The organism is Epilithonimonas hominis (assembly GCF_003730015.1).
Taxonomy (GTDB): Bacteria; Bacteroidota; Bacteroidia; order Flavobacteriales; family Weeksellaceae; genus Epilithonimonas; species Epilithonimonas hominis.
This window is the reverse complement of the sequence record NZ_RJTU01000043.1, coordinates 1-20,212: the sequence shown is the minus strand read 5'-3', so window position 1 is coordinate 20,212 and position 20,212 is coordinate 1. Positions and strand designations below refer to the sequence as shown.

The window sequence follows — 20,212 nt, the reverse complement described above, 5'->3', positions numbered from 1 at the left end:
CATCAGACTTCTGACTTTAACCTCAAAAAAAACACGCCCGAAAGCGTGAATAAATATTTTAATTTTTGGAGTCGATGAATTTGAATCCTCTGTTTTCTAAATCATATTTAAGGATTGCCATTCTAGCAAAAACGCCGTTTTGCATTTGTTTGAAAATTCTCGACCTTTCGCATTCAACTAATTCTGAATCAATTTCCACTCCTCTGTTGATTGGCGCCGGATGCATAATGATGGATGTCGGTTTCATTTTCGCTTCACGCTCTTTTGTCAAACCAAATTTCTTCAAATAATCTTCAGACTTGAAATTGAAGCTTTTCTCGTGACGCTCGTGCTGGATTCTTAATAAAATCAAAACGTCAACTTCTTTTACAAGGTCATCAAACTGCATATAAGTTCCGTTCACCAACATTCCTTCGTCAAACCAAAATTCTGGTCCGGAGAAATAAACTTTCGCACCTAACCTTCTGAATAATCCCGAATCTGAATTCGCAACGCGGCTGTGTTTTACATCACCAACGATTCCTATCTTAAGGCCTTCGATTTTTCCAAATTCCTGAATGATTGTCATTGCATCCAAAATGGCTTGCGAAGGATGATGTCCCGTTCCGTCACCTGCATTTACGATACTTAATTTAGTATCTTTCAATGCGTCATAATAACGTGTTTCCGAATGTCTGATTGCCGCGACTTCTACGCCAATAGCTTCCAGGGTTTTAATCGTATCCAAAAGTGTTTCGCCTTTTGCAATGGAACTTTTATCAGCTTCGAAATCGATAACTTGAAGTCCCAATTTCTTTTCTGCAACTTCAAAACTTGTTTTGGTTCTCGTGCTATTCTCAAAAAACAGGTTCGCGGCGAAAACATCGCCTTCAATCTTGCTAATCTTTCCTTCTGAAAACGCCTGAGCTTCTTTTAAAATTTTCTCTATACTTTCTGTAGATGTGCGGGAAAGCTTAATCATATCTCAAATTTTTAAATAAAAAAAACGAAGCCTAAAAAGACTTCGTTAAATATAAAAAATATTGTTGTTGTCGGCAAACTTGCCAATAGTTTTTGTCGCTAAATTCTGTACCAGATTCATTGGGTGCAAAGATACCAATATTTTCTATATTATGAAATCTTATTCATAATTTTTTATGTTATATGAATGAACTTTTGCTCTAAAATTTTTACAATCAAAAATTTTCTTTACTTTTGAAAGAATGATTTGCCATTATGGGATTGGATAAAAAAGACAAATTAATACTTTCGCTTCTACAAGAGGATTCTACATTATCTGTAAAAGAAATTTCCGAAAAAATCGGACTCACTTTCACTCCAACTTACGAACGCATCAAAAACCTTGAAAAACAAGGTGTCGTAGAAAAATATGTTGCGATTTTGAACCGAGAAAAACTCGGCATCAACATCGTGGTTTATTGCAATATTCGTCTAAAAGAACAATCTCAAAAAACACTTCAAGAATTCGAAGATTATATTTCCAAATATGATGAAGTACAGGAAATCATCAGTCTTTCCGGCGAATATGATTATATGTTGAAAATTCTTGCGAGTGATATCAATTCGTACAATAATTTTACAGTCAATATAATCTCCAACGGTCCTAACATCGGGCAATATCACAGTTCTATTGTTCTTGCCGAAGTTAAAAAGACGACTAAGTTTAAGTTGGATTAAAATTTATCTTAAACGCAAAGTCCGCAAAGTTTTCTTTATCAAACTTGAAAATATTTTTAAGATTCGCAAATGCGTAAAACTCAGCAAAGCAAACAAAAGTTCAATTATTATCCCAACAACTTATCTCTAACTTTATTGAATTGATATTCGATTTCATCGAGGCAAAGATTTCCTAAACTGCCTTGATGAGAATGATGGAGTTCTTTGTAATCGTATTCAAAAACACCATTTTCAATCTCTTGACCGATTTGGATATAAGCATCACGGAATGATTTTCCCTTCTTCACTTCTTCATTGATTTTTTCAACACTGAAGATGTATTTATATTTCTCATCGTCCAGAATATTATCTTTCACTTCGATGTTCGGAAGCGTGTAAATCAAGATTTCCAAACATTCTTTCAAAGAATCGATGGCGGGAAAAAGGATTTCTTTCGTCAACTGCAAATCCCTGTGATAACCAGAAGGCAAATTATTGGTCAACAAAATCAATTCATTGGGCAAAGCCTGAATTCTGTTGCATCTCGCTCTCACCAACTCAAAAATATCCGGATTTTTCTTGTGTGGCATTATGCTACTTCCCGTTGTAAATTCTTTCGGAAAGCTGATGAAATCAAAGTTCTGACTTAGGTAAAGACAAACATCGTAAGAAAACTTGCTTAAAGTTCCAGCTAAAACAGAAAGCGAATTAGCCAATAATTTTTCTGATTTTCCACGAGTCATTTGAGCGTAAACTACATTATAATTCAGTGTTCTGAAATCTAATTTATAAGTTGTACTTTCTCTGTCAATAGGAAAAGAGGAACCGTAGCCTGCAGCCGAACCTAATGGATTTTTGTTGATGATATTTTTCGTTGCAAACAGCAATTCCAAATCGTCAACCAAAGATTCTGCATAAGCACCAAACCACAAACCAAAAGACGAAGGCATCGCAACCTGAAAATGCGTGTAACCAGGCAATATAACGTTTTTATGTTGATTCGCTTTGTCTTTCAATATTTGAAAAAATGAATCTGTTCGTTCAGTAATTTCACGGATTTCGTCTAAAAGATATAATTTGATATCTGTCAAAACTTGGTCGTTTCTTGACCTTGCTGTATGGATTTTTTTTCCTGTTTCTCCGAGTTTCTCAATTAGAATCGTTTCGATTTGAGAATGGATGTCTTCTGCTGTTTTGTCAATTTCGAAACTTCCTTTTTCGATGTCTATAAGAACTTCTTCCAAAACCGCAACGATATCTTGCTCTTCATCCAAACGAATCAGACCAACTTCTGCCAGCATTTTGGCGTGGGCAATGGAACCCAATACATCGTATTTTGCTAATCTATCGTCAAAGTCCAAGTCTTTACCAACCGTAAACTGGTTAATCAAATCATTGGTTTTTACATTATCTTTTTGCCAAATTTTTTTCATTTTTTTTATATTTTGAACGCAAAGAGCGCAAAGATTTTTTTTTATTTTATTGAAAATATTTAAGGTTCGCAAAGGCGCTTATGCTCATCAAAGCCTAAATTTTAAAGTTCTCTTATATTGAAAACAAATCTTCAACTTTGCGAAGCGCAGCCCGACTTGAGCGGAAATCCTTTTTTGCGTATTCATCAAGTTCTATTTAAACTGAAATCGTCTTGCAAAAAAGATTGAGAGCGGAAGGCGGTTAAGCTGCCCAAATTATTTTTATTTTGTTGACTTTATAAATTTTGGCTAAAGCCAATTCCTAATTTCCTTTCTAAGACGGGCTAAAGCCCGCCTCTATTTATATTTATAAAACTTTTTCTAATATTTTGATGTAAATATCGATGCCTTCTCGGATTTCGTCGATGTAAACAAACTCGTCCGCTGTGTGAGAACGCAAACTATCTCCAACACCCAACTTGACCGATGTGCAAGGAATAATCGCTTGGTCGGAAGATGTCGGCGATCCGTAAGTTGTCCTTCCCAAAGCCAATCCCGCTTGAACAAACGGATGACTGACCTCGATTTTTGAGGAATTGAGACGGAATGACCTCGGCGTGAGTTTCGATTTCATTTGAGATTGGATGATTTCGAAAACTTCGCGATTCGTATATTCGTCTGTCACACGTACGTCCAAGGTGAAATTGCATTTTTCCGGAACCACATTGTGCTGAGTTCCCGCATTGATAACCGACAAAGTCACTTTCACTTCGCCTAGATAATCGGAAACTTTTGGAAATTTGAAATCCAAAATATTCTGTAAATCCTTCATACATTTCACAATCGCATTGTCATTGTTAGGATGCGCTGCGTGAGAAGGCGTTCCCGTCATTTCCCCGTCAATCACCAACAAACCTTTTTCTGCAATGGCGAGATTCATTTTGGTTGGTTCGCCTACGATGGCCAATTCTACATTCGGAAGTTGTGGAAATAAAGCTTCAATTCCGTCCAAGCCAGAGATTTCTTCCTCAGCCGTCAAAGCAATTACCAAATTATGAGTCAAATCCTCGGCTTCATAAAAATAAAGAAACGTCTGCGCCATTGCCACCAAAGATGCGCCTGCATCGTTGCTTCCCAAACCAAATAATTTCCCGTCTTTTTCCACAGGAATAAACGGATCCAAAGTGTAAGCCTTGTTCGGTTTTACCGTGTCGTGATGCGTGTTTAGAAGAATCGAAGGTTTGCCTGCATCAAAATGTTTGTTGGTTGCCCAAATGTTATTTTTGAATCGGTTCACAGTCAGCTGATGCTCATTGAAAAATCCTTCAATGATGAGCGAAACATTATATTCGTCTCGGCTCATAGACGGCGTTGCAATGAGTTTTTTCAGTAATTTGACTGCATTTTCCGTTAATTCTTCTCTGCTAAAGACAGATTTCAGTTCCTTCATTTCCTCGATTTATTTGATCTGATAATTTTTCTTCTTTGATTAAAGCCACTTTCTGAACGCCATTTTCTTTGGCTCGGAAAGCATTTTCAAGTTTTGGCAAAATCCCTTTATGGAGTTTTCCTTCGGATTTTAGTTCAGAAAATTCTTGTTTATTGATTGTTTTCAAATTTGAATTTTCGTCCTCAATATTTTCTAAAACCCCGTTTTTATCGAAACAGAACAACAATTCTGTATCGAAATGTTTTGATAAAGCCTGAGCGATAGTTCCGGCAATCGTGTCTGCGTTGGTGTTGAACAGATTTCCTTTTTTATCGTGAGTGATTGCAGAAAACACCGGAACCAAACCCAGATTTATCATATTGATGATCAATTCGTGATTGATACTTTTTTCGTCTATATCGCCAACAAATCCAAAATCGATTTCAGGATGTTGTCTTTTTTCGGCTTTGATAACGTTACCATCCGCTCCGGAAAATCCAATCGCATTGCAGTCGAAACTCTGAAGTTTTGCCACCAAATTTTTATTGATTCTACCTGCATAAACCATTGTTACGATTTTCAACGTTTTCTTATTCGTGATTCGTCGTCCATCAATCATTGTTTGCCTTATTTTTAGCTTTTCAGCTAAAGTTTCAGCTATCTTTCCACCGCCGTGAATCAGGATTTTAGCGCCTTTGATTTCAGAAAATTGCGCAAGAAAAGCTTTCAATGCTTTTTTGTCATCGATAAGAGTTCCGCCGATTTTTATGATGTGTAGTTTTTGCATTTTTGTTTTCAATTCTTACATAATTTACACAAAGGCACAAGGATTACTAATTATGCAATATTGTGTTTTAAGGCACAAAGTTTTAAAATCTTTGATTTTTTTGTGCCTTAAAATTCTTTTCAAAAAAAATCTTTTGTGCCTTTGTGTTTAACATTTATCTAACTCATCCAAAATTTCAGAAAACACAACTTGAGCAGAAAAAATTCTGTTTTTTGCTTGCTGATAGATGATTGAGTTTTCTCCATCCATTACTTCATCACTCAATTCAAGATTTCTACGAACTGGCAAACAATGCATTACTTTCGCTTGATTGGTTAATTCTAATTTTTCATTCGTCAACATCCAATCGCCTTCAACTTTTGGCATATTTGCGTAATCTTCAAACGATGACCAGTTTTTCACATAAATAAAATCTGCATCTTTCAACGCTTGTTCCTGATTGTGAATTACAGGCGTATCTTTAGTGAAGTTTTTATCTAAATCGTAACCTTCTGGGTTTGTGATTACAAAATCAACATCCATTTTTTGCATCCATTCTGTGAAAGAATTGCCGACAGCCTGTGCAATCGGTTTGATATGTGGCGCCCAAGTCAAAACAACTTTTGGTTTTCTATTAATCTTGAGCTTGTCGAAAGGCCAGTTTTCTGTAATCGTGATGCAATCCGCCAAACTTTGCAAAGGATGTCGCGTCGCAGATTCCAGGGAAACCACCGGAACTTTCGCATATTTCAGAAACTGGCTTAGTATACTTTCGTTAACGTCGTCTTCTTTACTTTTCATTCCGGCAAAACATCGTACGGCAATGATATCGCAATATTGATTCAGAACCTCTATTGCATCTTTGATATGTTCGACCGTGTCGCCATTCATCACAGTTCCGTCAGCGAATTCTAAATTCCAAGCTTCCTGAGCGGCGTTGAGAACTAAAACATTCAGTCCTAAATTCTGAGCTGCGATTTGTGAACTTAATCTTGTTCTAAGACTGGAATTAAGAAAAACCAAACCAATTGTCTTTCCCTTTCCTTTGGTTGGATTTTCTAACAGATTGTCTTTTATTTTTAAGGCTTTTGCAATGATATCTTGCAAGTTATCTATATCGTAAACCGAAGTGAAATTTTTCATTTTATCTTTTTTATCGCAAAGGCGCAAAATTATTTTATGTAATTCGACTTTTATAAGTCGCAAAATTTTAGTGTACAATTTTTGCGACTTTCCAACATTATAATAATTATTGATATCTTGCGACTTTGCGTTATTTAAATTCTACAATTTCTTTTTTATCAATAGCTTTCAAAGTTTTTTCTAAAGCATTGATGAATAAGTCGGATTCTTTTTCCGAAATGTTGAGCGCCGGTAAAATCCGCAGAACATTTTTATCATTAGCATTTCCAGTGAAAATACAATGTTCAAACAACAATTCTTTTCTGACATCTGCGCAAGCTTGGTCGAGCTCAATCCCAATCATCAAACCACGTCTTTTAATATTTTTAATGTGAGGAAAATGTTTAATTTTTTCTTCGATGTAAGCTCCAATTTTCTCTGAATTTTCAATTAAATTTTCATTTTCAATAACTTCTAAAACGGCTAATCCAGCAACACAAGCCAAATGATTTCCGCCAAACGTTGTTCCCAACAATCCGTAACTCGCTTGGAATTTTGGACTAATCAAAACACCACCAATCGGAAAACCATTGCCCATTCCTTTTGCAACTGTAATCAAATCCGGTTTGATGTCGAATTCCTGATGCGCAAAGAATTTCCCTGAACGTCCATAACCAGACTGAACTTCGTCTAAAATCAAAACTGTATTATTTTCTTTGCACAATTTTTCAATCATTAAAACGAAATCTTTTTCCAACAAATTAATTCCGCCAACACCTTGAATTCCTTCGACAATCACTGCTGAAATATCATCCTGATTTTCAGCAAAAATCTTTTTCAGTTCTTCTGAATTATTGAATTCACATTTGATGAAATTTTCAGATTCATTAACTGGTGCTACAATTTTTGGATTATCTGTTACCGCAACTGCAGCCGAAGTTCTTCCGTGAAAAGACTCAGAAAAATAAACGACTTTCTTTTTATTATTATGGAATGAAGCTAATTTCAAAGCATTTTCATTCGCTTCCGCTCCAGAATTACATAAGAACAATGAATAATCTTCGTAACCTGACAATTTTCCTAACTTTTCAGCCAATTTTTCCTGAATTTTGTTCTCGACAGAATTGGAATAAAAACTGATTTTTTCTAATTGATTTTTCAATTTCTCTACATAATGCGGATGATTATGACCAATGGAAATCACAGCGTGACCGCCATAAAAATCGAGGTACTGCTGTCCGTTTTCGTCCCAAAGAAAAGAACCTTGAGCTTTTATAGGATTGATGTTGAAGAGTGGATAGACGTTGAATAAATTCATTTTGGTTGATGGTTGTCGGTTGATAGTTGATTGACTTTAAAAAGCAATTGGTTTTAGGTTTAATCCAAGATTTTGTTCCCAGCCATTGGCGATATTCATATTTTGAACAGCCTGTCCGGAGGCACCTTTCAAAAGGTTGTCAATTGTAGAATGGATTGCTATTTTATTTCCTTTCTTTTCTATTTGAATTGTACAAAAATTGGTATTTACAACTTGTTTCATATCGATTGGTTTTTCTGAAACTTTCACAAAAGGCGAATCTTTGTAGAAGTCATTATATATGGAATAAATCCTTTCCAATTCCAAATCGCATCCGATAACAGAACTGGTAAAAATCCCTCTTGCAAAATCGCCGCGCCAAGGAACAAAATTGAGTTCTACTTCTTCTTTATTCAGCAAATTAACCTGTTTCAAAATCTCATCAACGTGCTGATGATTCAGAGTTTTATAAGCCGAAATGTTATCATTTCGCCAAGTGAAATGCGTTGTCGGTTGCAAAGATTGTCCAGCTCCCGTTGAACCCGTGATTCCGGTTGTGTAAACATCTTTTAACAGATTTTCTTTTGCTAAAGGCAATAACGCCAACTGAATCGCAGTTGCAAAACATCCAGGGTTAGCAATACTTTTCGAATTCTGAATTTCATTAAAATGAATCTCTGGCAAACCATAAACAAAATCTCTGCTTCCAAAATGGGTAGAAAGTCGGAAATCGTTTCCTAAATCTATTATTAATACCTCATCGTCTGCTGGTCTTTCTGCAAGCCATTTTGCACTTTCTGTGTGAGGCAAGCAAAGAAAAAGAATATCAACCGGACGCAATGTATTTTCTAAAACCAAATCGCAAACGGAATCTAAATCCGGATACAAATCCGAAATCTTAACGCCGGAATTGGAACGACTGTACAAAAATTTTAATTCTATATTCGGATGAAAAGCCAGCAATCGAACAAGTTCGCTTCCTGTGTAACCGTTGGCACCGATGATTCCGACTGATTTTTTCATTTTTTAATATTTTGAACGCAAAGCGCGCAAAGTTTTTTTATTCTTATTGAAAATGTTTTAAGTTCGCAAAGGCGTTTACGCTCAGCAAAAGTTTATTAATCATTGAATCACTCGCAGCCCGGCTTGAGCGGAAATCCTTTTTTGCTTGTACTTAAGTTCTATTTAAAATGAAATCGTCTGCAAAAAAGATTGACTTCGTCGAACCACTTCGTTAGGTTTGGGAGCGGAAGACGGATTAAGCTGCCCCAATTATTCTAATTCAATTTATTAACCTGATGATAGATGTTGAGCGAGTTGCTGAGGATTTTGGTAAAACCTTTCACATCTTCCCCGCTCCACGCGAGATTTTCTTCACCATAACTTCCAAATTTTGAAGACATTAAATCGTTGTCAGACTCAATTCCATTCAAAATGAAACGATACGGATGAAGTGTGATGAAAACTTTTCCATTAACCGTTTTCTGAGAATCCTGTAAAAACGATTCGATATTTCTCATCACCGGGTCAAGGAAAAGCGCCTCGTGAAGCCAGTTTCCATACCAATCTGACAATTGTGATTTTATCGTCTGCTGGTACTTTGACAACGTATGCTTCTCCAACAAATGATGCGCTTTTATGATGATTGACGCCGCGGCAGCCTCAAAACCAACACGACCTTTGATCCCAACAATCGTGTCTCCAACGTGAATGTCACGCCCGATTCCGTAAGGTGAAGCCAATTCTTCAATCTTTTTAATCGCTAAAACCGGATGAGAAAACGTCTCGCCATTCACAGAAAATAATTCTCCGTTTTTGAATTCTATTTCCAATTGAGAAGGTTCTGTTTTTTCGATTTGCGACGGAAATGCTTCTTCAGGAAGGTAATTTTGCGAAGTCAAAGTTTCTTTTCCTCCGACTGAAGTTCCCCAAAGTCCTTTGTTAATCGAATATTTTGCTTTGTCAAAATCCATTTCGTAATTGTGATTTTTCAGGAATTGAATTTCATCTTCACGCGACAAACCCAAATCACGAATTGGTGTGATGATTTCGATTTTCGGGCACATTACTTGGAAAATCAAATCAAAACGAACTTGGTCATTTCCTGCGCCTGTGCTTCCGTGCGCAATCGCATCTGCTCCGATTTCCAAAGCCACTTCCGCAATCGTCTGCGCCTGAATCGTTCTTTCCGCACTCACAGACAACGGATAAGTATTGTTTTTCAGAACGTTACCAAAAATCAAATACTTAACACAATCATTATAATATTTTTCCGAAGCATCAACAAACCTGTAAGAAGCCACGCCTAATTTTTCCGCTTTTTCTTTAAGCGAAACTTCATCTTCCTTATCAAAACCTCCTGTATTAATCGTGACTGCGTGAACTTCGTAACCCAAAGTTACACTCAGATATTTTGCGCAATAAGAGGTATCCAAACCGCCGCTAAATGCCAAAACTACTTTCTTACTCATTGTTGTTATTTATTGATTCAAAATTTTTCTTATTCTCTTTATTCAGATTTTCGGGAACGAAAAGCATAGCTGTGCATAGACAGTTTTTGCGTTCTTTCATCATCAGAATTTCATAATTCACACAGTTTTTACAACCATTCCAGAATTGTTCATCTTGCGTTAGTTCAGAATAGATTACCGGTTTATAACCGAGATTACTATTGATTTTCATCACCGCTAATCCAGTTGTCAATCCAAAAATTTTAGCATTGGGATATTTCTCTCGTGATAATTGGAAAATCCTTTCTTTAATCTGAGTTGCTAATCCAGCATTCCTGAATTGAGGCGAAACGATGAGTCCAGAATTAGCGACATATTCCCCATTTGTCCAAGTTTCTATATAACAGAAGCCCGCCCAAGTTCCATTTTCGTCAATTGCAATAATGGAATTGCCTTCTGAGATTTTTTTGCCCAGATATTCTGAAGAACGTTTTGCGATACCTGTTCCGCGTTTTTTCGCAGAATCCTCCATTTCGTTTCTGATTTCTTCCACATAAACCAAATGTTTCTCTGAAGAAACTTCTAATTTCATTGATATTATCTAATTAATATGCAAAAATAGAAACATTTATCTTTATAAAACAAATTAAAAAGATATTTTTATCTGTTAAATTTACATTAACAATAATATTATCTTTAATCCAAAATATAATATTGCTAAATTATTATACATTTGCTAAAAAGCTATAGTTATGGAAAATCAATGTCCTAAATGCAATAATCAAAACGTGTCAAAAAGCGGAATTATCAAAGGAAAACAAAGATTTTTCTGTAAGAATTGTAACTATAATTTTACAGTTAAAAAATTAGGAAAACAGATTGATGACTATTATGTCACCAAAGCTTTACAACTGTACCTGGAAGGGTTAAGCTATCGGGAAATCGAAAGAATTATCGGTGTTTCTCACGTAAGTATCAGCTCTTGGATTAAGAAATATAATATCACAAGACCGCCACATTCAGAATTCCATCCCGTGTATAAGGTTTTGAAACAAAACGAATTAATAGAATATATCTCTCAAGAAAATAATCTTGAAAATTCAGGATTAATTATCACTCAATTTGCTGATAAATATATGTTGATTAAATGGGAAAGGTTTAAAAAATAGAGAAAGAAACAAGATTAAAGTAAAAAGAATCAAGACTAACTATACTATTAGCATTAATATATATTAAATTTTTGTAAACAAAATATTAATAACAATTTGGCAATCACAAAATAAACACCAAATTTTTATTAATATATGAAGAAAATCATCACTTTTATAGGATTAGCTTTAATCAGCTCTTCTCTATATTCACAAGGTTCGCCTGATTATGGGAATGGTTTGAAATTAAACCTAAATCCAGAAGGCGACAAGTATGTAAGATTTATTCTTTGGAACCAAATCTGGTTGCGACATACGGAAATGAATCCCGGAACGATGGTTTCTGACGATGCTACCAAAAATTCCTGGAACATCGGAAACCGCCGATTGAGAGCACTTGCTTATGCACAAATTACCAAAAGATATATGGTTTTGATGCATTTCGGAATTAATAATCAGACTTTTATCAATGGTGGCGGTTCAGGTTCTAATGGAACAGGCGGTTATGGAAATGGCAAAAAGCCACAAATGTTTTTTCACGATGCCTGGAACGAATATGCAGTGGTTTTACCCGGAGAAGCAGGAAAATTCAGTTTGAGTTTGGGAGCAGGACTTCATTATTATATGGGGCTTTCCAGAATGACAATGGCTTCAACCTTAAATTTCCTGACTGTTGATTCCCCGATTTTCACTTGGCCTTTGATCGACAATTCTGACCAATTCGCCAGACAAATGGGACTATTGCCAAGGGAAAATATGGCAAATTCGAATATCGATTCAGTTTAAACAAACCTTTTGCAACCAATATTGCACCTATTAATCTTACAAATCCAGCAGCCAGAGTTGCAGTTGACAACAATGGAAATCCGGAATTTTCAAAAGCAGGATATGTAGAATATCAATTTTTGGATTCCGAATCTAATCTTTTACCTTTCAAAGTTGGTTCTTACTTGGGAACTAAGAAGGTTTTCAATTTAGGAGCCGGTTTTTATCATCAGAAAGATGGAACGAGAACTTCTGTTAATTCCCAAATCGAGAAACACGACATTGCACTTTATGCGATTGATGCCTTTGCAGATTTACCTTTAGGAAACGCCAAAAACAAAATGGCACTTTCTGCTTATGCTGGTTTTTACAATTACAACTTCGGACCGAATTATTTGAGAAATCTTGGAATAATGAACGTTGGCTCCAATGACCCCAATTTCATCGGAGACAAAGCGATTGCCGGCGCCGGAAACCTTCAACCAATGATCGGAACAGGAAACATCTATTATCTGCAGGCCGGATTACTCTTGCCAAACAATGCCGATAAACCGAAAATCAGAATTCAGCCCTTTGCAGCTTACACCAATAAGAATTTCAAAGCTTTGGAAAATTCTTCTTAACAATTTGATATCGGAGCGAATTGGTTCATTGACGGTCATCATGCAAAATTGACGACTCAATATTCAACAAGACCAACCTACACAAGTGCTTCGGCAGAACCAAAATCAAAAGGAGAATTCATCCTTCAGTTCCAGATTTATCTATAAAAATTATTAACACAAAATCTTAATATACAATGAGCGATTCACATCACGTACAGTACGAGAACCTGAGCGACAAGCAAAAAAACCGCACCATTTGGAGCGTGATTATGGCTTCATCTCTCGGCACCCTTATCGAATGGTATGACTTCTATATTTTCGGAAGTCTGGCAATTGTCCTAGCCACAAAATTTTTTCCGGCAGATAATCCAACAGCAGCTTTCCTATCAACTTTAGCAACATTTGCAGCAGGCTTTGTAGTAAGACCTTTCGGCGCATTATTCTTTGGAAGATTGGGAGATTTAATCGGCAGAAAATATACATTTCTGGTCACACTTCTGATTATGGGATTTTCCACATTCCTTATTGGATGTATCCCAAGCTATGAAACCATCGGTTTTATGGCTCCGGTATTAGTTTTAATCCTGAGACTTTTACAAGGTCTTGCTCTGGGAGGCGAATATGGCGGTGCGGCAACTTATGTGGCAGAATATGCACAGCCTGGCAGACGCGGCTATTGGACTTCTTGGATCCAAACGACAGCAACAGCAGGTCTGTTCATCTCACTAATCGTCATCCTGATTACAAAAACATCACTTTCTACAGAGGAGTTTGATAACTGGGGATGGAGAGTTCCGTTCTGGATTTCAATTCTGATGGTTATCGTTTCCTATTTCATCAGAAAAAACATGAAGGAATCGCCACTTTTTGCAAAAGCGAAAAGCGAAGGAAAAACATCAACCAATCCATTGAAAGAAAGCTTCGGGAACAGATTCAATTTCAAATTTGTATTGCTTGCACTTTTTGGAGCTGCGATGGGACAAGGTGCCATCTGGTACACAGGACAGTTCTACGCCATGAGTTTTATGCAAAAAGTAATGAACATAGACACGACCCAAGTAGATTCCCTGATGGCTATCGGATTATTCCTGGGAACGCCATTTTTTGTTTTCTTCGGCTGGCTGTCTGATAAAGTCGGAAGGAAAGCCGTGATGATGACGGGAATGCTCATTGCCATTTTAGCTTACAGACCTATTTACAGTGCGATGTTCAATTCTGTGGACGTTGCTAAAAAAGAAATTTCTGCTGATGGAATTACAGAAAAGAGAACCGTGAAAGTTCACGACAAAATTGCTGCGGACAGCCTGATCACTTTCCATAAAGAAATTGCTTACACAGATGGAACTCTAATGAAAAGAGACAGCATCATCCATTGCTCAGCAGCCGAACCTGTGATGAAAGATGGAAAAATTGAGGAACCTAAAGTTACAAAATCAGTCAAAATCAACGATGACACCAAATGGTATTTAGTATTTCTGGTATTCATTCAGGTGATTTTTGTAACAATGGTTTATGGTCCGATTGCAGCATTTTTGGTAGAAATGTTTCCTGTGAGAATCCGATACACCTCTATGTCACTGCCTTATCACATTGGAAATGGTGTTTTCGGTGGATTATTACCGGCGGTTGCAACGTATCTGGTAACTACAGGGAAAGATGCCGGGCACGAAGGCTGGTATCTGGAAGGTTTATGGTATCCGATTGGTGTAGCTGCGGTCTGTCTTGTGATTGGTATGATTTACATCAAAAACAAAAATCAGAATATCCACGATTAGCAATAATTGATGATTGATAAAAGAAGAACGATATTAACATCATCAATAAAAAACAAAAAAAACACATTATAAATTAATTCACTTTTATTAATTTTAAAACAAAGAAAAATGGACGGACTAAAAAAAATATTAGGTATAGTTTGGATCTTACTCGCATTGGTAGTTCTGTACTTCGGGCTGACAGTAATGGGAATCCCTAAACTAAGCTCCGGTAAGCAGGAAGATTTGGTATTCGGGATTATCATTGTATTTATTTTATTGCCTATTGTTGCAGGTGGCATGGCAGTTTTTGGATACTATTCACTTAGCGGTGATTATTCTGATGAACAAGTTTAAATCAACACTAAATTATAATAAGAAACCACACAATTTCAATTTTGTTTTGTGTGGTTTTAAAATTAACAATGAAAAAACGTCACGAACAAAAACTGGTTATTCTAAGCTTTGGATTGGTAATTCTTTTCAGCGCTCCAATAATACTTTTGTTCAATAGCGAAAAGGAAGTGTTCGGTTTTCCGATGATTTACATCTACATCTTCGGAGTGTGGATTTTCTCGATTTTTATTTCGTTTGTCATTTTCAAAAAATACGATGAATAGCTACGTCTTATTTGCAGTTGTAATTCTCTATCTCGCCCTTCTTTTCTTGGTCGCCCATCGCGCAGAAAAAAAGAAGAGCAAGATTTGGGTGAACAATCCTTACATCTACGCATTGTCGTTGGCGGTTTATTGTACAGCGTGGACGTATTACGGAAGTATCGGTGTTGCCGTGAATGACGGATTAGATTATCTTCCGATTTACATTGGACCGATGATTATTATTCCAGCTTGGATTTATATTAATCGTAAAATTATCCGGATCGCCAGAATCAATAAAGTCAGCAGTATTGCAGATTTTATTTCTCTGCGTTACGGGAACAGTCGTTCGTTTGGTGCGATTATCACTTTGGTCTGTATTTTTGGTATAATCCCTTACATCGGGCTGCAGATTAAAGCGATTTCTGAAACATTTCATTTGGTTACTAACACGCCAATTTCTAAGAATATTTTTACAGATAATGCAACTTACGTTGTCGTACTATTAGCCTTATTTTCATCTTATTACGGAACTCGTTATGTAGATGCATCTGAGAAAAGATTAGGAATCATTTCTGCTGTAGCATTGGAAAGTTTTTTGAAGTTAATTTTCCTTATAGTTCTAGGTGTTTTCGTGACATTTTTTGCATTTGACGGACTTTCTGATATTTATGAAAAGGCGAGTAAATTTCCAGATTTTAAAGCCAAAAACACATTTTCAGGATTGGAAGGAAGCTTCAATTGGATGATACTTTGCTTGATTTCGGCTTCAGCGATTTTTCTTTTGCCGAGACAATTTCATACTGCGATTGTAGAAAATCGACAAGAGAAGCATTTGAAGACAGCCATTTGGTTTTTTCCGCTTTATCTCTTGATTTTCAATATTTTCGTATTTCCTATCGCTTGGGGCGGACGGATTATTTTCGAAGGACAATCAGTTAATCCTGAGTTTTATTCGATTTTAATTCCTCAACATTTCGGTAATCAAATCATCACGGTTTTGGTTTTTCTTGGTGGATTAAGTTCATCAATTTCTATGGTAATTATTTCGAGCATTACATTGTCAATTATGTTATCAAATAATCTCATCATTCCTTATGGCTGGTTGGATAAACTCAAGTCTCATAACGATGTGAAAAATACCAGAAACATTACTAATATTAGAAAAATCAGTATTTTCATTTTGATTGTGACTTCTTTTGCTTTCTACAAATATTTCATTTTAAGGAACAGTTTATATTCCGTTGGGTTGATTTCTTTTGTTGTGATTTCTCAACTTGGGCCATCATTTTTCGGAGCGATTTTTTGGAGAAGAGGAAGTTACAAAGGCGCAGTTATCGGATTGACTGGAGGTTTGATTATCTGCTATTTCGGTTTGATTATTCCGCAGTATTATTTTTCTTTCAATCAGGAATTCAAAGGATTTTTGATTGAAATGTACAATTGGTTCAGCTTTTTTAATATTCCGTATTTAGGTAGTATTTCTCAGATTTTCTTTTGGTCGATTTTAGTTAATCTGACTCTGTTCACCATCATCTCTGTCAGTCAAAAAGGTGATTATCGCGAACGGAATTTTGCTGAAATTTATATTGATGTTGACAAATACATCCAAAATCACGAGAATGCATTTATCTGGCGAGGAAAAGCTTATGTTTCTGACATCCGAAATATCTTGGTCAAATTTCTTGGAGAAAAGAAAACCGAACAAGCACTGAGAATCTTCAACCTAAAATATAACATCGACACAAGAACAGAAACTGCCGATGCAAGATTCATTAAGTTTTCCGAGAATCTTTTGTCTGGGAGAATCGGCACTGCATCAGCGAAAATCCTTATTGAAGGTGTGACTTACGAAGATAAAATCTCCCTCAAAGAAGTTTTAGAAATCCTCGAAGAATCGAAAGAAAATATCAGCCTTAATAAAAAACTGACGGAACAAAGCCGAGAATTAAGACAATTATCCGACGAGCTACGTTCTGCCAACGAAAACCTCATCTTCAAAGACAAACAAAAAGATGATTTCTTGGATACTGTCGCACACGAATTGAGAACGCCACTTACCGCGATTCGTTCTGCTGGCGAAATTTTGGCTGATGACGATGATATTCCGTTGGACATCAAAAAAGAATTTTTCAATAATATCATCACAGAATCTGACCGATTGAATGAAATCATCAATGATATTCTTTATCTCGACAAATTGGAACACGGCGAAATCGCTTTGAATATCAGCAAAAACGACATCATTGAAACCTATCAGAAAGCCCTGAACCCAATTAGTCATCTTCTGCACCAAAAGAACATTCATCTGAGTGAAGTTAATCTTTTAACGAAAACTCAATTCGAATATGATGAAGCAAGGTTGATTCAGGTTTTTCAGAATATTTTAGGAAATGCTTTCAAATTTACAGATGAACAAGGAACAATTCAGGCTAAGTTTCAGGAAAAAGATAATCACTTGATTATAAGAATCTTCAATACTGTAAAACAAATTCCGGAAGATGATTTGAATTTGATATTTGATAAGTTTTATCAATCGCGAAATCAGAATATCAGAAAACCTTTGGGAAGCGGATTGGGTTTGGCAATTTGTAGGAAAATAATGCAGGCACACAGAGGAAACATTTCCGCCAAAAATTTAGAAATTGGTGTCGAGTTCCAAATGATTTTAAACATAAATAATACAGAAAAATAACAAAAGAAAATCGAATCCTTGGGGATTCCTCAAGTTAGAAGAAATATGAAAAAAATATTAATCGCGGACGATGAACACAAAATATTAATGTCCTTGGAATACAGTTTCAGGAAACAGGGTTACGAAGTCTTCATTGCAAGAGACGGAACCGAAGCTCTGGAACTGCTGAAAACCATAACACCGGACGCTATTCTACTCGATATTATGATGCCAAAACTAGACGGTTACAGCACACTGAACGAAATCAAAACAATGGAAAACCTCAATCATTCCAAAGTGATTTTCCTCAGTGCGAAAACCAATCCGAAAGATATCGAGAAAGGATTGGAATTAGGAGCAGACGCTTATGTAACCAAGCCATATTCCATCAAAAAACTGATTCAGCAGATTGATGAAATGCTTAAGTAGAACAAAGAGAAAAGATTAAATAAACAAGATTTATAAAAATTAAAAATATTAATATAATGAGAAATTATCACATTCAGAATTTACAGGATTATTTCAAGGAGTACAAGAAGTCAATTAAAAATCCAAAGAAGTTTTGGGACAAGATTGCGGATGAGAATTTTGTGTGGTATCAGCGTTGGTCCAAGGTCGTGGACTACAATATGGAGGAAGCCAACATCAACTGGTTCAAAAATGCAAAACTGAACATTACCAAAAACTGTCTGGACAGACATCTTTCCGTAAGAGGCGACAAAACCGCTATCATATGGGAACCGAATGACCCGAAAGAAGAAGCTCAACACATCAGCTTTAATGAACTCTACGAAAGAGTGAATAAAACCGCCAACGTTCTCCGTGCAATGGGCATTGAGAAAGGCGACAGAGTCTGCATTTACCTTCCAATGATCCCAGAATTGGCTATCACAATGCTGGCTTGTGCCAAATTGGGCGCCGTTCACTCCGTGATATTTGCAGGTTTTTCTGCTTCGGCGGTGGCATCCAGAGTAAATGATTGTGGCGCTAAAATGGTCATTACTTCAGACGGAAGTTACAGAGGGAACAAAGTCCTTGATCTAAAAAGCATTGTGGATGAAGCTTTGGAAAAATGCGAAACCGTGGAACATGTCTTGGTGGTTAAAAGAACTAATAATGATGTGAAGATGAAAGAAGGCCGAGATTACTGGATGTCAGAATACTATGATAAAGCTTCCACAGACTTCGTGACCGTGATAATGGATGCAGAAGATCCGTTGTTCATTCTTTATACTTCAGGTTCAACAGGAAAACCAAAAGGAATGCTTCACACTTGCGCAGGCTACATGGTTTACACAGCATATACTTTTAAAAATGTGTTCAATTATAAAGAGAATGACATCTATTGGTGTACGGCGGATATCGGGTGGATTACGGGACATTCGTATATTTTATACGGTCCGTTATTGAATGGTGCTACGACGGTAATATTCGAAGGGATACCGACTTTTCCTGATGCAGGAAGATTCTGGGAAGTGATTGAGAAACATAAAGTGACTCAGTTCTACACCGCACCGACAGCGATTCGTTCTTTGGCAAAAGAAAGCGTGGAATGGGTGGAGAAGCACGACCTTAGTTCTTTGAAAGTGATTGGTTCGGTTGGAGAACCTATCAATGATGAGGCTTGGCATTGGTACAATGACCACGTTGGCAAGAAGAAATGCCCAATTGTTGATACTTGGTGGCAGACCGAAACTGGCGGTATCCTAATCTCTCCAATCCCATTTGTAACGCCGACTAAACCTACTTATGCAACCTTACCGCTACCTGGCGTTCAACCAGTCCTGATGGATGACAAACGTAACGAGATCTCAGGCAATCAGGTGACAGGCAATTTATGCATCCGCTTTCCGTGGCCAGGTATTGCGCGTACCATTTGGGGTGACCATCAACGTTATAAGGAGACTTACTTCTCTGCATTTCCGGGTAAATATTTTACCGGTGACGGTGCTCTGAGAGATGAAGTTGGCTATTACAGGATCACAGGTCGTGTGGATGATGTCATTATCGTTTCCGGGCACAATCTTGGAACAGCACCAATCGAGGATAGCATCAATGAGCATCCTGCTGTGGCAGAATCTGCAATTGTTGGCTATCCGCACGATGTAAAAGGCAACGCTTTGTACGGTTTCGTGATTCTGAAAGAATCTGGGGAAGAAAGAAACCGTGAGAACCTAGCGAAGGAAATCAACCAGCTTATCTCCGAACAAATCGGGCCGATTGCCAAGCTGGACAAAATCCAGTTCGTCTCCGGTTTACCAAAGACCAGATCCGGGAAGATTATGCGCCGCATCTTGAGAAAGATAGCGGAAGGCGATTTCACTAATTTTGGAGACACTTCCACCTTATTGAATCCTGAGGTTGTGGATGAGATCAAGAATGAGAGGATTTAGGAAATCCTATGTCAGATGTTTAATTTCCATTTTGTTATACAAAGGTCATACTATTACTTTAACTAGGCTGGCAATGACATTCTGACAAAGTACATCCCTCAGTAAACAAAAAAACCGCACATTGGAGGAGGCCACTGAAAAACTA

At 36.8% G+C, this 20,212-nt stretch carries 19 protein-coding genes; 10 read left to right on the top strand and 9 right to left on the bottom strand.

The genetic code is table 11. The features are described from left to right. Positions 1 to 58: 58 nt before the first annotated feature. Complete coding sequence (locus tag EGH73_RS06310) at positions 59 to 961, bottom strand: aspartate carbamoyltransferase catalytic subunit (RefSeq protein WP_123281148.1); 903 nt, start codon at positions 959 to 961, stop codon at positions 59 to 61. 254 nt (positions 962 to 1,215) lie between these two features. On the opposite strand from EGH73_RS06310, the gene EGH73_RS06305 reads away from it, so the two are divergent. After that, a complete protein-coding gene (locus tag EGH73_RS06305) occupies positions 1,216 to 1,677 on the top strand; it encodes an Lrp/AsnC family transcriptional regulator (RefSeq protein WP_317124641.1) in 462 nt (153 codons plus the stop codon). Between the two features lie 107 nt (positions 1,678 to 1,784). Here EGH73_RS06305 and argH read toward each other — a convergent pair whose 3' ends face one another. The 8 genes from argH to EGH73_RS06265 all read right to left on the bottom strand — a co-directional run bounded on the left by argH (position 1,785) and on the right by EGH73_RS06265 (position 10,724). After that, on the bottom strand, positions 1,785 to 3,089 hold the full coding sequence (argH, locus tag EGH73_RS06300) for an argininosuccinate lyase (protein ID WP_123281147.1): 1,305 nt from the start codon (positions 3,087 to 3,089) through the stop codon (positions 1,785 to 1,787). Between the two features lie 346 nt (positions 3,090 to 3,435). Next, positions 3,436 to 4,518, bottom strand: a complete 1,083-nt coding sequence (locus EGH73_RS06295) for a M20 family metallo-hydrolase (RefSeq protein WP_123281146.1) — start codon at positions 4,516 to 4,518, stop codon at positions 3,436 to 3,438. Further along, positions 4,493 to 5,284 carry an acetylglutamate kinase gene (gene argB, locus EGH73_RS06290; protein WP_123281145.1) on the bottom strand — a complete coding sequence of 264 codons (792 nt, stop codon included), beginning with the start codon at positions 5,282 to 5,284 and terminating at the stop codon, positions 4,493 to 4,495. The genes EGH73_RS06295 and argB overlap by 26 nt, the downstream gene beginning before the upstream one ends. 147 nt (positions 5,285 to 5,431) lie before the next feature. Further along, complete coding sequence (locus tag EGH73_RS06285; protein WP_123281144.1) at positions 5,432 to 6,406, bottom strand: Rossmann-fold NAD(P)-binding domain-containing protein; 975 nt, start codon at positions 6,404 to 6,406, stop codon at positions 5,432 to 5,434. 130 nt (positions 6,407 to 6,536) lie between these two features. Beyond that, positions 6,537 to 7,703, bottom strand: a complete 1,167-nt coding sequence (locus EGH73_RS06280; protein WP_123281143.1) for an aspartate aminotransferase family protein — start codon at positions 7,701 to 7,703, stop codon at positions 6,537 to 6,539. Positions 7,704 to 7,739: 36 nt separating this feature from the next. Then, positions 7,740 to 8,705, bottom strand: coding sequence for an N-acetyl-gamma-glutamyl-phosphate reductase (gene argC, locus EGH73_RS06275; RefSeq protein WP_123281142.1), 966 nt, complete (start codon positions 8,703 to 8,705; stop codon positions 7,740 to 7,742). Between the two features lie 254 nt (positions 8,706 to 8,959). Next, a complete protein-coding gene (locus EGH73_RS06270; protein WP_089770607.1) occupies positions 8,960 to 10,153 on the bottom strand; it encodes an argininosuccinate synthase in 1,194 nt (397 codons plus the stop codon). Next, a complete protein-coding gene (locus EGH73_RS06265; protein ID WP_123281141.1) occupies positions 10,146 to 10,724 on the bottom strand; it encodes a GNAT family N-acetyltransferase in 579 nt (192 codons plus the stop codon). The genes EGH73_RS06270 and EGH73_RS06265 overlap by 8 nt, the downstream gene beginning before the upstream one ends. Before the next feature lie 160 nt (positions 10,725 to 10,884). On the opposite strand from EGH73_RS06265, the gene EGH73_RS06260 reads away from it, so the two are divergent. The 9 genes from EGH73_RS06260 to acs all read left to right on the top strand — a co-directional run bounded on the left by EGH73_RS06260 (position 10,885) and on the right by acs (position 20,067). After that, positions 10,885 to 11,301: an IS1/IS1595 family N-terminal zinc-binding domain-containing protein gene (locus EGH73_RS06260; protein WP_089770605.1), complete on the top strand. Its 417-nt coding sequence runs from the start codon at positions 10,885 to 10,887 to the stop codon at positions 11,299 to 11,301. Between the two features lie 135 nt (positions 11,302 to 11,436). Continuing rightward, entirely contained in the window at positions 11,437 to 12,066 is a 630-nt protein-coding gene (locus EGH73_RS14175; protein WP_245985449.1) for a hypothetical protein, read from the top strand. A gap of 119 nt (positions 12,067 to 12,185) precedes the next feature. Then, positions 12,186 to 12,668, top strand: coding sequence for a hypothetical protein (locus EGH73_RS14170; RefSeq protein ID WP_245985448.1), 483 nt, complete (start codon positions 12,186 to 12,188; stop codon positions 12,666 to 12,668). Positions 12,669 to 12,844: 176 nt separating this feature from the next. Next, positions 12,845 to 14,425: an MFS transporter gene (locus EGH73_RS06250; RefSeq protein ID WP_123281140.1), complete on the top strand. Its 1,581-nt coding sequence runs from the start codon at positions 12,845 to 12,847 to the stop codon at positions 14,423 to 14,425. Positions 14,426 to 14,533: 108 nt separating this feature from the next. Continuing rightward, a complete protein-coding gene (locus tag EGH73_RS06245; RefSeq protein ID WP_123281139.1) occupies positions 14,534 to 14,761 on the top strand; it encodes a DUF6814 family protein in 228 nt (75 codons plus the stop codon). 68 nt (positions 14,762 to 14,829) lie between these two features. Next, complete coding sequence (locus EGH73_RS06240; protein ID WP_123281138.1) at positions 14,830 to 15,024, top strand: hypothetical protein; 195 nt, start codon at positions 14,830 to 14,832, stop codon at positions 15,022 to 15,024. Beyond that, positions 15,017 to 17,695, top strand: a complete 2,679-nt coding sequence (locus EGH73_RS06235) for an ATP-binding protein (RefSeq protein WP_123281137.1) — start codon at positions 15,017 to 15,019, stop codon at positions 17,693 to 17,695. Before EGH73_RS06240 ends, EGH73_RS06235 begins: the two co-directional genes overlap by 8 nt. 45 nt (positions 17,696 to 17,740) lie before the next feature. After that, the gene (locus tag EGH73_RS06230; protein WP_123281136.1) at positions 17,741 to 18,103 is read left to right on the top strand and encodes a response regulator transcription factor; all 363 of its coding nucleotides are present in this window, start codon (positions 17,741 to 17,743) and stop codon (positions 18,101 to 18,103) included. Between the two features lie 56 nt (positions 18,104 to 18,159). Further along, positions 18,160 to 20,067 carry an acetate--CoA ligase gene (gene acs / locus EGH73_RS06225; RefSeq protein WP_123281135.1) on the top strand — a complete coding sequence of 636 codons (1,908 nt, stop codon included), beginning with the start codon at positions 18,160 to 18,162 and terminating at the stop codon, positions 20,065 to 20,067. Positions 20,068 to 20,212 lie beyond the last annotated feature (145 nt).